This is a genomic window from Silvimonas amylolytica (assembly GCF_014645555.1).
Classification (GTDB): Bacteria; Pseudomonadota; Gammaproteobacteria; order Burkholderiales; family Chitinibacteraceae; genus Silvimonas; species Silvimonas amylolytica.
The window spans coordinates 88,305-101,313 of record NZ_BMLY01000002.1 but is presented as its reverse complement, the minus strand read 5'-3'; the positions used below and the strand labels follow the sequence as shown (position 1 = coordinate 101,313).

Annotated in this window: 11 protein-coding genes; all 11 read left to right on the top strand. The window is 58.0% G+C overall.

Translation table 11 applies throughout. The annotated features are described in order from the left end of the window. The first annotated feature begins 126 nt into the window (after positions 1-126). The 11 genes from IEX44_RS06615 to IEX44_RS06565 all read left to right on the top strand — a co-directional run bounded on the left by IEX44_RS06615 (position 127) and on the right by IEX44_RS06565 (position 12,980). Positions 127-705 carry a nuclear transport factor 2 family protein gene (locus IEX44_RS06615; RefSeq protein ID WP_188690745.1) on the top strand — a complete coding sequence of 193 codons (579 nt, stop codon included), beginning with the start codon at positions 127-129 and terminating at the stop codon, positions 703-705. Positions 706-893: 188 nt separating this feature from the next. Beyond that, positions 894-1,907 (top strand): substrate-binding domain-containing protein, encoded by a 1,014-nt coding sequence (locus IEX44_RS06610; RefSeq protein ID WP_188690743.1) that lies wholly within the window; start codon positions 894-896, stop codon positions 1,905-1,907. 377 nt (positions 1,908-2,284) lie between these two features. Beyond that, positions 2,285-3,922, top strand: coding sequence for an alpha-glucosidase family protein (locus tag IEX44_RS06605; RefSeq protein WP_188690741.1), 1,638 nt, complete (start codon positions 2,285-2,287; stop codon positions 3,920-3,922). An 82-nt stretch (positions 3,923-4,004) separates the two neighbouring features. Continuing rightward, a complete protein-coding gene (locus IEX44_RS06600) occupies positions 4,005-5,108 on the top strand; it encodes an ABC transporter ATP-binding protein (protein ID WP_188690739.1) in 1,104 nt (367 codons plus the stop codon). 111 nt (positions 5,109-5,219) lie between these two features. Further along, positions 5,220-6,425, top strand: coding sequence for a maltose/maltodextrin ABC transporter substrate-binding protein MalE (gene malE / locus IEX44_RS06595; RefSeq protein WP_188690737.1), 1,206 nt, complete (start codon positions 5,220-5,222; stop codon positions 6,423-6,425). A 246-nt stretch (positions 6,426-6,671) separates the two neighbouring features. Beyond that, the gene (malF, locus tag IEX44_RS06590; protein ID WP_188690735.1) at positions 6,672-8,201 is read left to right on the top strand and encodes a maltose ABC transporter permease MalF; all 1,530 of its coding nucleotides are present in this window, start codon (positions 6,672-6,674) and stop codon (positions 8,199-8,201) included. Positions 8,202-8,229: 28 nt separating this feature from the next. After that, entirely contained in the window at positions 8,230-9,120 is an 891-nt protein-coding gene (gene malG, locus IEX44_RS06585) for a maltose ABC transporter permease MalG (RefSeq protein WP_188690732.1), read from the top strand. Between the two features lie 542 nt (positions 9,121-9,662). After that, entirely contained in the window at positions 9,663-10,127 is a 465-nt protein-coding gene (locus IEX44_RS06580; protein WP_188690729.1) for a CreA family protein, read from the top strand. A 22-nt stretch (positions 10,128-10,149) separates the two neighbouring features. Continuing rightward, positions 10,150-10,356: a SlyX family protein gene (locus tag IEX44_RS06575; protein ID WP_188690727.1), complete on the top strand. Its 207-nt coding sequence runs from the start codon at positions 10,150-10,152 to the stop codon at positions 10,354-10,356. Between the two features lie 165 nt (positions 10,357-10,521). After that, positions 10,522-11,211, top strand: a complete 690-nt coding sequence (gpmA, locus tag IEX44_RS06570) for a 2,3-diphosphoglycerate-dependent phosphoglycerate mutase (RefSeq protein WP_188690724.1) — start codon at positions 10,522-10,524, stop codon at positions 11,209-11,211. 65 nt (positions 11,212-11,276) lie between these two features. After that, a complete protein-coding gene (locus tag IEX44_RS06565; RefSeq protein WP_188690721.1) occupies positions 11,277-12,980 on the top strand; it encodes a bifunctional metallophosphatase/5'-nucleotidase in 1,704 nt (567 codons plus the stop codon). The last annotated feature ends 29 nt before the right edge of the window (positions 12,981-13,009 follow it).

Here is a 13,009-nt window from a genome sequence, read left to right as displayed (position 1 = left end):
GAGCGTCGATCAGAAAATATGATTGATGGATCATATCAATCTATTTTTATTTCGTGCAAACCTGGTCCATGCTAAGTGCATGAAGTGATGCCAGAAAGGCGTTGCAAAGCACACAAGGAGTTCACCATGGATACAGCACGTTTGGCCGACCGGCAGGCCATCGCAGACTTGATGACCGGCTGGATGTTCCGCGACCTGGGTCAGTGGGACAAACTGCGCGGCTTGTTTCACGCCGATGGCCGCATTGAAATCACCTGGTTTGATGGCCTGGCCAGCGACTTTGTCGACGCTTCAGCCCGCATGGGCAAGTCTGATCTGCGCACCAAACACGTGGTCGCCGCGCCCACGGTCACCTTTCATGGCAACCGGGCCATCGTTGAAACCAATGCACTGATCTTGGGTGAAAACGTCAAACTGGGGCTGGGTTGCACCTGCTATTCACGCTTTTACGATCAGGTAGAGCAGCGCGACGGCGTGTGGGGGATTGTCCAGCGCCATGCCATTTATGACCTGGGGACATTCAACTTTCCGCGCGGCGTGGTTGAGATTGACCTGGCCACGCTGGACCGTTACCCACGGGAGTACGCGGCGCTGGCGTATTTGCTGGACAAGAGCGGGTTTCCGGTCGAGAACATCATGGCGACGCATGGCAGCGACAAGGAAAAAGAACTCAAAGACAAAGCCGGGGCATGGTTACGCGGCTAAGTGCTTCAGTTGAGGTCAAGGCCAGCCCGGTGCTGGCCTTTTTCATTCGGCGTTTACCTGATTACCGGGTCATGGCATGTCACGCACAATCGCATTTTGAAATCGTTCTCAAAAAGCGCCCAGGCGGCTTTCACCAAAACACTGCCGCCTGAACTAGAATCTGCTGACACGCCAACCCAGACCCGCTCATGAACCTTAGAGAACTTGCTGCTCACCTCCAGTTATCGCCCACCACAGTCAGCCGCGCGCTGAACGGGTTCCCGGAGGTCAATGCTGAAACGCGTGAACGTGTGGTTGAAGCGGCAGCACGGTTGGGGTATCGCGCCAACACTGTCGCCCGCCGGCTGGCCACGGGCAAGACAGACAGCATTGGCATCATCTACCCGTTTGAGCCCTCTGATCTGGGTGATCCGGTATTTCTGGACATCATCGCCGGGATTACCGAACGCCTGGGTGAAGCGGCCATGGATCTGGTGATTGTCTCTGCCGCGCAGGAAAACGAGCTGGAAACCTATCAGCGCGTGGTGTCTGGCGGGCGGGTGGATGGTTTGATTGTCGCGCGTACGCAGGTGGATGATCCGCGTCTGAAGTACCTGCAAGAACGTAACTTCCCTTTTGTCGCGCACGGGCGCAGTGAACTCGCCAAGCCATATGCCTGGTTCGATTACGACAACGAATATGGCATGCGCCTGGCGGTAGACCGGTTAACAGAACTGGGCCATCAGCACATTGCGCTGATCAGCGCGCCGCTCTCGCTCAACTTCGCCGCGCAACGACGCATGGGTTATCTCGTTGGTTTGAACGCAGGTGGTGTCGCGGTCGAACCGGAATTCATGATTTCTTGCGGGCTTTCACCCGCCGAAGGCGCTGCAGCCATGAATCGCCTGCTGGCCATGCCGCAGCGGCCCACCGCCGTCGTTGTGGATAACAACGTCTCTGCGGTTGGGGTGATGAGCGCGCTGCGTCAGAGCGGCTTGCATCCGGGCGAAGACATCTCCGTGATTGTCTTTGGTGGCTTGCCCACCTTGCTGGCCGACAGCATGACAGTCAGCGCGGTGATGCAACCGCGTGCCCGCCAGGCTGGCCGTACGCTGGCGGATCTGATGCTGGGCAGTCTGGCTGGCCATGATCCGCAGGCGCTCACGGCGTTGTGGAAGCCGGAACTGGTCAGCGGTAACACTGACCTGCCGCCACGCAGTTGATGCATTTCAGCGACATCCACACCACCGTTTGACGCTTTTTTCAGCAATAACCAGGTAGTGCCGATCGTCGTCACTACGGCTTGATTGTTGGGTTTGTCGTTTCAAACCGGTTTGAATTTTGACTATAGTAAGTGATTTACCGGAGTTTCGATCCACCCGCGTGCGGGATTAAGATGCGTTCCAATGGTTTTCAAACCGGTTTGAATGGGGTTGCAAAACGGGGTCAGGCTCAGCAAACGGGCAGGGCGGGGTTTATAACATAGCCAGCAATCCGGGTGATCCACGCTGTAGTGGATTCAATCAACGCAACACAAGTGCCATTGACCCAAACATCTGGCAGGACGTTTTGGTCAGTGACCCTGCAAGAAGATCGAAAAATGAGCACTCAACCCATCGCACAAGCCCAACAATCCGCGTCCTGGTGGCGTGGCGCTGTCATTTATCAGGTTTATCCGCGCAGCTTTGCCGATAGCAACGGCGACGGCGTGGGCGACCTGAATGGCATTACCGCTCACCTGGACTACATCGCCAGTCTGGGCGTTGATGCGGTCTGGATCAGCCCGTTCTTCAAGTCCCCGATGAAGGACTTTGGCTATGACGTGTCTGATTACCGCGATGTGGACCCGCTGTTCGGCAATCTGGAGGACTTTGACCGCCTGCTGGCCAAAGCGCATTCGCTGGGTCTGAAGATCATCATCGATCAGGTTTTGTCGCATACCTCTGACCAGCACGCCTGGTTCAAGGCCAGCCGCCAGGATCGCACCAACGACCATGCCGACTGGTACATCTGGGCTGACCCTCAAGCTGATGGCACCCCGCCGAACAACTGGTTGTCGATCTTCGGTGGCCCGTCCTGGCGCTGGGATACCCGCCGCCTGCAGTATTACATGCACAATTTCCTGTCCAGCCAGCCGGATCTGAATTTCCATAACCCCAAGGTGCAAGACGCCATCCTGGGCGAGATCGAGTTCTGGCTGAAGCGCGGCGTAGATGGTTTCCGTTTCGACGCGTGCAACTACCACTTTCACGACCAGCAGTTGCGCAGCAACCCGCCGGCCACCGTGCGCGATACCGCGTCGGTCAGCGTAGAGAACCCGTACGGTTATCAGGCGCATTTGCACGACAAGACCCAGCCGGAAAACGTTGCCTTCCTGCAGCGCATCCGCAAGTTGCTGGATCAATATGGTGCAATGAGCGTTGGCGAAGTCGGTGACGATAACAGCATCGATATCATGGCGCAGTACACCAACGGCGGCGACAAGCTGAATATGGCCTACAGCTTCAATCTGTTGACCGCCGATTTCAGTGCCGCGCATATCCGCAAGCAGGTCGAAGATCTGGAAGCGCAGATCAAGGATGGCTGGGGCTGCTGGACGACTGGCAACCATGACTCTGTACGCGTGGTCACGCGCTGGGGCAAAGACACATCGCATCCGCGCTTTGCGCCGATGATCGTCGCCATGGAAACCGCATTGCGTGGTTCGTCCTGCCTGTATCAGGGTGAAGAACTGGGCCTGCCGGAAGCGCAACTGACGTTTGAACAATTGCAAGACCCGTACGGCATCACCATGTGGCCAGAGTTCAAGGGCCGCGACGGTTGCCGTACTCCGATGCCATGGCAACACAATGCGCCGCACGCGGGTTTCAGCAAGGCTGAGACCTGGTTGCCGGTCGTGGCGCCGCATGTGCCGTTGGCCGTAGATACGCAAGAGCCGAACAGTGATTCCACGCTCAATGCCTACCGCCGTATCCTGCACTGGCGTAAAACCCAACCCGCGCTGATCACGGGCGACATCACGTTCCTGAAAAGTGCAGAACCGATACTCGCCTTCACGCGTAGCCAGGACGGCCAGACCATCGTCGCCGTATTCAACCTGAGCGCTACCGATACCACGTTTGAACTGCCGAAGGCCGCGACAGAACTGGCCGGCCACGGCCTGACCGGCGCGACCCTGAACGGCAACACGCTGACCTTGGGCGCCTGGGGCGGCTGGTTCGGTTCGGTCAAGGTTTGATGGATTGCGATCAAGCAACAAACAGCTAGAAGAAGCCTCAGCGGCCGGGCGCCGATGGGGCTTCGAATAACAGAGAGACAGCATGGCAACAGTCAGTCTGAAAAACATCGTAAAGCGTTTCGGTGATGTCACCACGCTGCATGGCATTGACCTGGAAATCCGCGATGGCGAGTTCATCGTGTTTGTCGGCCCGTCGGGCTGCGGCAAGACTACCTTGCTGCGTACGATTTCCGGTCTGGAAGACATCTCTGAGGGCGAGCTGCAAATTGGCGGCGTGCGCATGAACGAGTTGCCACCGGTGAAGCGCGGCATTGCCATGGTGTTCCAGAGCTACGCGCTGTATCCGCATATGAGCGTGTTCGAGAACATGGCGTTTGGTTTGCGTCTGGCGAACATGAAAAAGGCCGAGTACACGCCGATCGTGCAAGACGTGGCCAAGGTGCTGCAGCTGGATCACCTGCTGGAGCGCAAACCCAAAGAACTCTCAGGCGGTCAGCGCCAACGTGTGGCCATTGGCCGCGCCATTGTGCAAAAGCCGGAAGTCTTCCTGTTCGACGAGCCGCTCTCCAACCTGGATGCCGCGTTGCGTGTGCAGATGCGCATCTACATTGCCCAACTGCACCGCAAGCTGGGCGCCACCATGATCTACGTGACACACGATCAGGTGGAAGCCATGACTCTGGCTGACCGCATTGTCGTGTTCCAGGCAGGCCGCCTGGAACAAGTGGGCACGCCGACTGAGCTTTACTACGAACCCGCCAACCTTTTCGTGGCGGGCTTCCTGGGCTCGCCGGGCATGAATTTCATGACCGGCAGCATCAGCCAGATCACGCCAGACGAAATTACCGTGGCACTGGCTGATGGCCAGAACGTACGCGTCGCCGTGGATGGTTCGACCGCCAAGGCAGGCGACGCGGTGACCGTGGGCGTGCGCCCGGAACACCTCACGGCGGGCACGCAAGACAACTGCGTCAGCGGCAAGGTGGTGGTGCTGGAGCGGCTGGGTGATTCATCGGTGCTGTATGTCGAGCATCCGGGCAGTGCGCAACCGCTGGCGGTACGTATTCCGGCGCTCAAGCACGTCGCCGTGGGCGAAACCGTGAACCTGGGTTTCAAGCCCAAGCATGGGTATCTGTTTAATGCGCAGGGCATTGCCTTGCGCCGGCTGGACCCCCTGGCAGAATAAATGCCCGGGGCTGGGGCAACTTTAAACCCGCCTGGTATGACTCTGTAATCCGGGGCGGATTTACGGTTTTCTCACTCTCAAAACTCTGAAAATACATTGATGGAGAGTCACATGGATATGTCGAGCAGTCGTTTGGGTCGGGTTGTCGTATCGTCGGTTGCCGCCGCTGTAATGGGCTTGGGCGCCATGTCTGCATTTGCCGGCGAGCCGGGCAAGCTGCTGATCTGGACCAACGGCGACAAGTCGTACAAAGGCCTGATGGCCATTGGTGCTGAATTTACCAAGGCCACGGGCGTGCAAGTCGTGGTGGAGCGTCCGGAAGACGCCCCCAACAAGTTCCAGCAAGCTGCTGCTGCTGGCAAAGGCCCGGATATTTTCATTTGGCCGCATGACCGTATGGGCGAATGGGCGACCGCTGGTTTGCTGAGCCCGATCAATCCGTCCGCCAAGGTCAAGGGCGAGATCGACCAACTGGGCTGGAAGGCCTGGACGTCCGGTGGCAAGACCTGGGGTTACCCGATCGCCATCGAAGCCGTGGCCCTTGTGTACAACAAGGATCTGGTACCGACCCCGCCCAAGTCGTTTGATGACGTGATCGCACTGGACAAGAAACTGTCCGGCCAGGGCAAGAAGGCCATTCTGTGGGACTACACCAACACCTACTTCACCTGGCCGCTGCTGGCTGCCGGTGGTGGCTACCCGTTCAAGCTCAAGGCTGACGGCACTTACGATGCAAACGACGTCGGCGTGAACAATGCCGGTGCTGTGGCCGGCATGAACACCCTGATGAAGCTGATCAGCACCGGTGCCATGCCCAAGAGCGCTTCCTACGCTGAAATGGAAGCCGGCGTGAACCAGGGCAAGATCGGCATGATGATCACCGGCCCGTGGGCATGGGAAAACCTGAAGAAGAGCAAGATCAACTTCGGCGTAGCCCCGATCCCGACCGTGAACGGCAAGGCTTCGGCACCGTTCGTTGGCGTGCTGGGTGCCATGGTTGTGCAATCGAGCCCGAACAAGGATCTGGCTGTTGAGTTCCTGGAAAACTACATGCTGTCCGTCAAGGGCCTGAAGACCATGAACGACGACGTGCCGCTGGGTGTACCGGCCAACAAGGCGTTCTACAACGAGCTGAAGTCTGATCCGAACATTGCCGCCACCATGAAGAGCGCGCAAGCCGGCAACCCGATGCCGAACAACCCGGAAATGGGCAAGTTCTGGTCGACCATGGCCACCACGCTGCAAAACATCACTCAAGGTCGTCAAGGCGTGAAGGATGGTCTGGATGCAGCGGCTGCCAAGATCAAGGCCAAATAATCAGGTCTGGGTCTGATTTGTAATACCCGCGCCGGATCTAGCGTCTGGCGCGGATTACCGCAGGGATTTGCGGCGCTGCCACGCCATCAATGCATGCGGTAAATCATCAAACTGACGGCGCCGGTGGGGCTTGCTCCACTGGTACTGGCAGACGTAGTTCTGCGCTGACACCGACCGGTGCGGCGTTCTGTTCATCTCTGGGAAGTTCCGGGACTAGCCAGGCGGCTACCGGCAAGGATTACGGGAATGCAAAGCAAACTGGCCCGCTGGGCCGGCTCCGTGCTGGGGCTAGTGCTGATTCTGGCATCAATCTGGTTGATCACAGCGGTGTTCCGCTCGGGTCACACCTGGGTTGCGCTCACTTTTACTGTCATTCTGGCGGGCTCGATCTGGCTGCTGGCTTCGCCACGCTTGTATCCGTGGCGCTATCTGTATCCGGGTGTTTTTGCCGCGCTGGTGTTTGTAGTATTCCCCGCGCTCTATACCGTGAGCATTGGTTTTACCAATTACAGCTCTACCAATTTGCTGACGTTTGATCGCGCCACGCAGTATTTCCTCGATCAAACCTACTCTGCCGGCGGCGATGCGCTGGACATGGCCATCTACCCGGCTGGCAATGATGCGCGCGTGTTCCTGACCGCGGCCGATGGCCATAGCTGGGTCTCGGATACCCTCAATCTGGATAAGCCCACGGGCAAGCCGGTTGATCTGAAGGTGATACCGGCCACGGCCGCCCCCGCAGGTGAAAAGATTGCCCTGCGTGGTGTGATTGCCCTGCAACCGGCGCTGAAAGAATTGCGCATCAGCGTGCCTGATCATGTTTCGAAGTACCAGATTTCCGGGTTCTCCAAAGTCTCGCCCTCTGCGCCGCTGTTCCAGCAGAACGCCGATGGCTCGCTGAAGAACCTGCAAACGGGCGATGTCCTCAAACCCAATATCAAAACCGGTTTCTATGAAACGGCCGCGGGTGAGAAAGTCGCGCCAGGCTTCACCGTGAAAGTGGGTCTGGCCAACTTCACGCAACTCTTCACCAGCGCCCAGTTCCGTGGCCCGCTGCTGAAAATCTTTGTGTGGACGGTCTGCTTTGCGGCCGGCACCGTGTTGTTGACCTTTGTGGTGGGCTTCTTGCTGGCCGTCGCGCTGTCCTGGGAGTCCCTCAAGTTCCGCGGCATTTACCGCGTGGCGCTGTTCTTGCCCTACGCCGTGCCTGGGTTTATCTCCATCCTGATCTTCCGTGGTCTCTTTAACGAGAACTTTGGTGAGATCAATTACGTGCTGCACACACTGTTCGGGATCAAACCAGAGTGGTTCTCCAACCCATGGCTGGCGCGCACCATGCTGCTGATTGTGAATACCTGGCTGGGCTATCCGTACATCATGTTGCTGGTGATGGGCCTGATCAAATCGATCCCGTCTGACTTGTACGAAGCCTCGGCCATTCATGGTGGCGGTGCGTGGACCAACCTGACCCGCATTACCCTGCCGCTGATTGCCAAGCCGATCATGCCGCTGTTGCTGGCCAGCTTTGCTTTCAACTTCAACAACTTCGTGCTGATTTCGTTGTTGACCGCCGGCGGCCCGGACTTCGCCGACAGCCTGACCCCGGCTGGTTCTACCGACATTCTGGTTAGCTACACCTACCGCATCGCCTTCCAGGATTCCGGCCAGAACTTCGGTCTTGCCGCAGCGATCTCGACCGTAATTTTTGTGCTGGTTGGCGCGCTGTCGCTGTTGAACCTGAAGCTGACCCGCGTGAATGCGCCGGATCGCAAGTAAGCAGTAAGAGATTTAAAGGAAAACCATCATGGCCATGGTGCTGGATAAAAGTCATACAGGGCGGGTGTTTGCCACCCACCTGGCGCTGATCGTGTTCATTGCGCTTTCGTTGTTCCCGTTTTTGATGATCATCTCGATCTCGCTGCGGGCGGGTAACTTTGCAGCGGGCGGTATCATTCCCGACCATATCAGCCTGGAACACTGGAAGCTCGCGCTGGGCTTTTCATACATTGACCAGTTCGGCCATCAGGTGGACCCGCCGTTCCCGGTGCTGCACTGGCTGTGGAACTCCTGCAAGGTGGCGTTGATGACCGCCGTGGTCGTGCTGACGCTGTCTACCACGTGTGCGTACGCCTTTGCCCGGCTTAAGTTTGTTGGACGCAAGTTTGGCCTCAATGCGCTGTTTCTGATGCAGATGTTCCCGTCGGTGCTGTCGCTGATCGCCATCTACGCCATTTTTGACCAGATCGGCAACTACGCACCCTGGCTGGGCATTGATAGTCACGGCAGTCTGGTACTGGCCTACGCCGGTGGCGTGGCATTGCATATCTGGACCATCAAGGGGTATTTCGAGACCATTCCGGTCGAAATCGAAGAAGCTGCGCTGGTGGATGGGGCCAGCCATTTCCAGACGTTCCGTCTTGTTTTGCTGCCCATGGCGGTGCCGATTTTGATTGTTGTTTTCCTTCTGTCGTTCATTGGCGCGATCATCGAGTATCCGGTGGCATCAGTTTTGCTTCACCAAGAACAAAACCTCACGCTCGCCGTGGGATCGAAGTTATATCTATACACGCAGAATTATCTGTGGGGGGACTTCGCCGCCGCTGCAATCTTGTCAGGGCTGCCAATCACCGTGCTGTTTTTGCTTTCGCAAAAATGGATGGTCAACGGCCTGACTTCGGGCGGGGTGAAGGGTTAAGCGGGCGCTGCTGTGGCAAGGGGCCGCGCGGTAGCCAGCGCAAGGGGAAGGAAAAGAAATACATTGCAGTAGCTTTATCTTTGCACGCGCCTTCGACCGGCTCCTCCATGGGTGGGAGCCGGTTTTTTTATGTCTGGTGCGCAAAGACTGCTTACCGCTGTAGTAGTTTCAGAACTGCCTGATTGCGTCACTATCAACAATCTGCGTCAGTAAAGTGACGCAGATTGTCACGTCTCATGCCACCTGCTTGATTTTCTTACATTAATTGCCAGCGATAAACGCCTTCGAAACCCTGCCGTCTGGCGGTTTATCAGCATTTGCGCATGCAGCCAATGCCGCTGGTTCAGGGGGCTTTCTGTCAGCTTCTCAAGAGTGCACGCCTGATTTGCCCCGCCTGCTTTCCCGCCATCGACTCATAAAGTACTGGTCAGGCATCGCCGCTTTTCTTATGCTGCAGCCCGTCGTTGCCAGGCACCGGCTGTAATCCATTCATGTGATGGCAATGGCGGCATGCCTATGCTGGCAAAAAAGGAGCCTTGCCCATGAAAACTGCTTGCCTGTCTCTTGCTGTGTTGCTGGCCGGTTTGGTCCATGCCGAAGAAATCGGCTCGGTCGACACGGCGTTTCAGTTGATTGGTCCGGACCACAAGATTGTGGTGGAGGCGTTTGATGATCCAGCGGTCAACGGCGTAGCCTGTTATGTGTCCAGAGCCAAAACCGGCGGGCTGAGTGGCGCAGTGGGGCTTGCCAAAGACCCGTCACGGTTTTCTGTTGCCTGTCGGCAGATTGGCCCGATCAAATTCGTCAAACCCCTGCCTAAACAGGAAGAAGTCTTCAAGGAAGGGGCGTCATTTGTCTTCAAGCACGTCCGCGTAGTGCGTATTGTCGACGTCAAACGCAATGCGCTCACGTATCTGGGCTACTCAGACAAACTGGTGGATGGCAGCCCGGATAATGCCATCACCGCCGTGCCGGTTTCCGGCCAGACTATTCCGCTTAAACCCTGACCGGCACCGGATGGAGGTACCTATGGAATCCCGCATTACTGAACTGGAAATCAAGGTTGCGCTGCAGGACGACCTGCTCGATACCTTGAACCGCGTTGTGGCCGAGCAATCACAGCAGATCTCACGCTTGCAGCAAGAGTTAATGGTCCTGGCGGGCAATGTGCGCGTGCTGGAAGCCGACAGCGGCCGCACGACCTCGCTGCGTGACGATATCCCGCCCCATTATTGATCCGCCGGCGCTGCTTTTTGACCTCTGAAATGGCTGCCGGTGACGCCCATGCCAATACGCACGGTGCGCGGCACCCCTTGTGCCTGCTATCCTTGATAGTCTTCTGATAATTGCAGCCCCTTGGACAGGAAATCCGGGCTGTCACACCTGATAACGGAGAAATTCATGGCCAAACTGGTACTCGTGCGCCACGGCGAATCGCAATGGAATCTGGAAAACCGCTTCACCGGTTGGGTGGATGTGGATATTACTGAGAAGGGCGCTGCCGAAGCCCGTAGCGCTGGTGAACGCCTGAAGGCGGCCGGTTACACATTTGATGTCGCCTATACCTCGGTGCTCAAGCGCGCCATCCGTACCCTGTGGCACGTCCAGGACGCCATGGATCTGATGTGGATTCCGGTGAAGATCAACTGGCGCCTGAACGAACGCCACTACGGCGCGCTGTCTGGTTTGAACAAGGCTGAAACCGCCGCCCAGCATGGCGACGAGCAAGTGCGCATCTGGCGTCGCAGCTACGATGTGCGCCCGCCGGCCCTGGACGCAGGCGACGCCCGTGATGTTTTCGGCAACCCGCGTTACGCCGGCGCCAGCCGCGCCGAAGTGCCGCTGACTGAATGTCTGAAAGACACCGTTGAGCGCGTGCTGCCGTACTGGGAGTCTGACATTGCCCCGTCGCTGCGCGAAGGCAAGAACGTCCTGATCGCTGCACACGGCAACTCGCTGCGCGCACTGGTGAAGTACCTGGAAAATGTCTCTGACGCCGACATCATGGGCGTTGAGATTCCCAATGGTGCACCGTTGATCTATGACTTTGACGAGAACATGAAGCCGACCCGCATCGGCTACCTCGCTTAAGTCGTGACCCATAGCCGGGCGGTGCAAACCGCCCGGTTTTGTTTTTGTAGCACTCCATCGTCTTTATGCGTCTGTCTCTACTGGTCTTCCTGTTGTTGGGTCTGTTTGCACCGTGGTCGGTGAATGCGGCTGAACTGCCGGTGGCCAACCGCACGGTCGAGGTCGAAATCCTCGCGCTCAATGATTTTCACGGCAACCTGCTGCCGACGCCGTTTTATGCGCCACAAGCCGATGGTGGCTGGCGCATGCAACCTGCTGGCGGGATCGAAGCGTTGGCCAGCCTTGTGCGCCAGGAGCGCGCACGTAATCCACAGCTGATCTTCGTCGGTGGGGGTGACCTGATCGGTGCCAGCCCGTTGAACTCTGCATTGCTGCGTGACGAGCCCACCATTGCGGCGCTCAACCAGTTAGGACTGGAGTTCTCCGCGCTGGGTAACCATGAGCTTGATCGGGGCCGCGATGAACTGTTGCGCATGCAAAAAGGCGGGTGTGAGTCCCAGGACCCGCAACGCGCCTGCAAATACGCGCCGACGTACGACGGTGCCCGATTCAGCTGGATTGCCGCCAATGTGCTCGATACCACGACGCACCAGACGTTCCTGCCGTCCTATGCCGTGCGGGAGGTCAACGGCGTACGGGTGGCGTTTATTGGCGCCGTGCTCAAATCCACACCGCTGATTGTCGATGCTGATGGTGTCGCCGGGTTGAGCTTTGAAGATGAAGCGACATCAATCAACCGTGTGGTTTATCAACTGCGCAAACAAGGTATCCGCGTGTTTGTCGCGCTGATCCATCAAGGGGGGGACAGCCGCCAGCACTATGACGTACAAGACTGCGACACCCTGACGGGTGAGATCGTTGGCATCGTCAAACGGCTGGACCCGGATGTACATACCGTAATTTCTGGCCACACGCATCGTGGCTATCAGTGCCGGGTGGATCACAAGCTGGTGACCCAGGCCGATGACTACGGCCACCTGCTGACCCGCATCACGCTCACCGTCGATGCCACCACCGGACGCGAGTTGCGCCAGCGCTCGGTTAACTTGCTGGTAGACCCCGCGAAACTGCCGCCAGATCCGACCATGCACGCTATCGTTGCGCGCGCCCAATCGTTAACCGACCCAACTGCCGCACATGTGGTTGGCAAGCTGGCGGTTACCCAACTGGTCCGCGCCGGCAAAATGCACCCGGATACAGGCGAGGCACCGTTGGGTGATCTTGTGGCCGATGCGTTTCTCTCCGCTACGCGGCAATGGAATACCCAGATCGCTTTCGTAAACCGCAGTAGTTTGCGGGCGGATCTGCCTGCAACACCCGCCATGACGCAGAGCATTACCTGGGGGGATGCGTTTGCCACGCTGCCGTTTAACAACAAACTGGTCGTGATGACACTCACCGGTGCGCAGATCAAGACGGCGCTGGAGCAACAATGGGTGTTGACCGCATCGACAGCGCACGTCATGCAGATTTCAACCGGATTTGCCTATGCGTGGGACGGTGCTGCGCCGATCAAGGAGCGCATTGAGGCCGCGTCCATGGTACTCAATGGTCATCCACTGGAGCCTGAGCAGACCTACCGGGTGGTGATGAGTGATTTTCTGGCAGAAGGCGGCGATGGCGTGTCGGTGTTCCGCGAAGGGACCGACCGCGTGGTCACCTCCCTGACCGACTTGCAGGCGCTGACCACGCATGTACAACGGCGAACTGCTGCCAACAATCCGCCCGGCCATTCGCTGGCCGGGGACCGCATCGTACGGCGTAACTAAGGTGGTAGCGTGCCGCAGAGGCACGCCAG

Excerpts from the sequence above, each read along its gene's own strand:
- malG (WP_188690732.1), top strand. The coding sequence starts at position 8,230 with ATGGCCATGGTGCTGGATAAAAGTCATACAGGGCGGGTGTTTGCCACC.
- malF (WP_188690735.1), top strand. The coding sequence starts at position 6,672 with ATGCAAAGCAAACTGGCCCGCTGGGCCGGCTCCGTGCTGGGGCTAGTG.
- IEX44_RS06600 (WP_188690739.1), top strand. The coding sequence starts at position 4,005 with ATGGCAACAGTCAGTCTGAAAAACATCGTAAAGCGTTTCGGTGATGTC.
- gpmA (WP_188690724.1), top strand. The coding sequence starts at position 10,522 with ATGGCCAAACTGGTACTCGTGCGCCACGGCGAATCGCAATGGAATCTG.
- IEX44_RS06565 (WP_188690721.1), top strand. The coding sequence starts at position 11,277 with ATGCGTCTGTCTCTACTGGTCTTCCTGTTGTTGGGTCTGTTTGCACCG.
- IEX44_RS06610 (WP_188690743.1), top strand. The coding sequence starts at position 894 with ATGAACCTTAGAGAACTTGCTGCTCACCTCCAGTTATCGCCCACCACA.
- malE (WP_188690737.1), top strand. The coding sequence starts at position 5,220 with ATGGATATGTCGAGCAGTCGTTTGGGTCGGGTTGTCGTATCGTCGGTT.
- IEX44_RS06575 (WP_188690727.1), top strand. The coding sequence starts at position 10,150 with ATGGAATCCCGCATTACTGAACTGGAAATCAAGGTTGCGCTGCAGGAC.
- IEX44_RS06580 (WP_188690729.1), top strand. The coding sequence starts at position 9,663 with ATGAAAACTGCTTGCCTGTCTCTTGCTGTGTTGCTGGCCGGTTTGGTC.
- IEX44_RS06605 (WP_188690741.1), top strand. The coding sequence starts at position 2,285 with ATGAGCACTCAACCCATCGCACAAGCCCAACAATCCGCGTCCTGGTGG.
- IEX44_RS06615 (WP_188690745.1), top strand. The coding sequence starts at position 127 with ATGGATACAGCACGTTTGGCCGACCGGCAGGCCATCGCAGACTTGATG.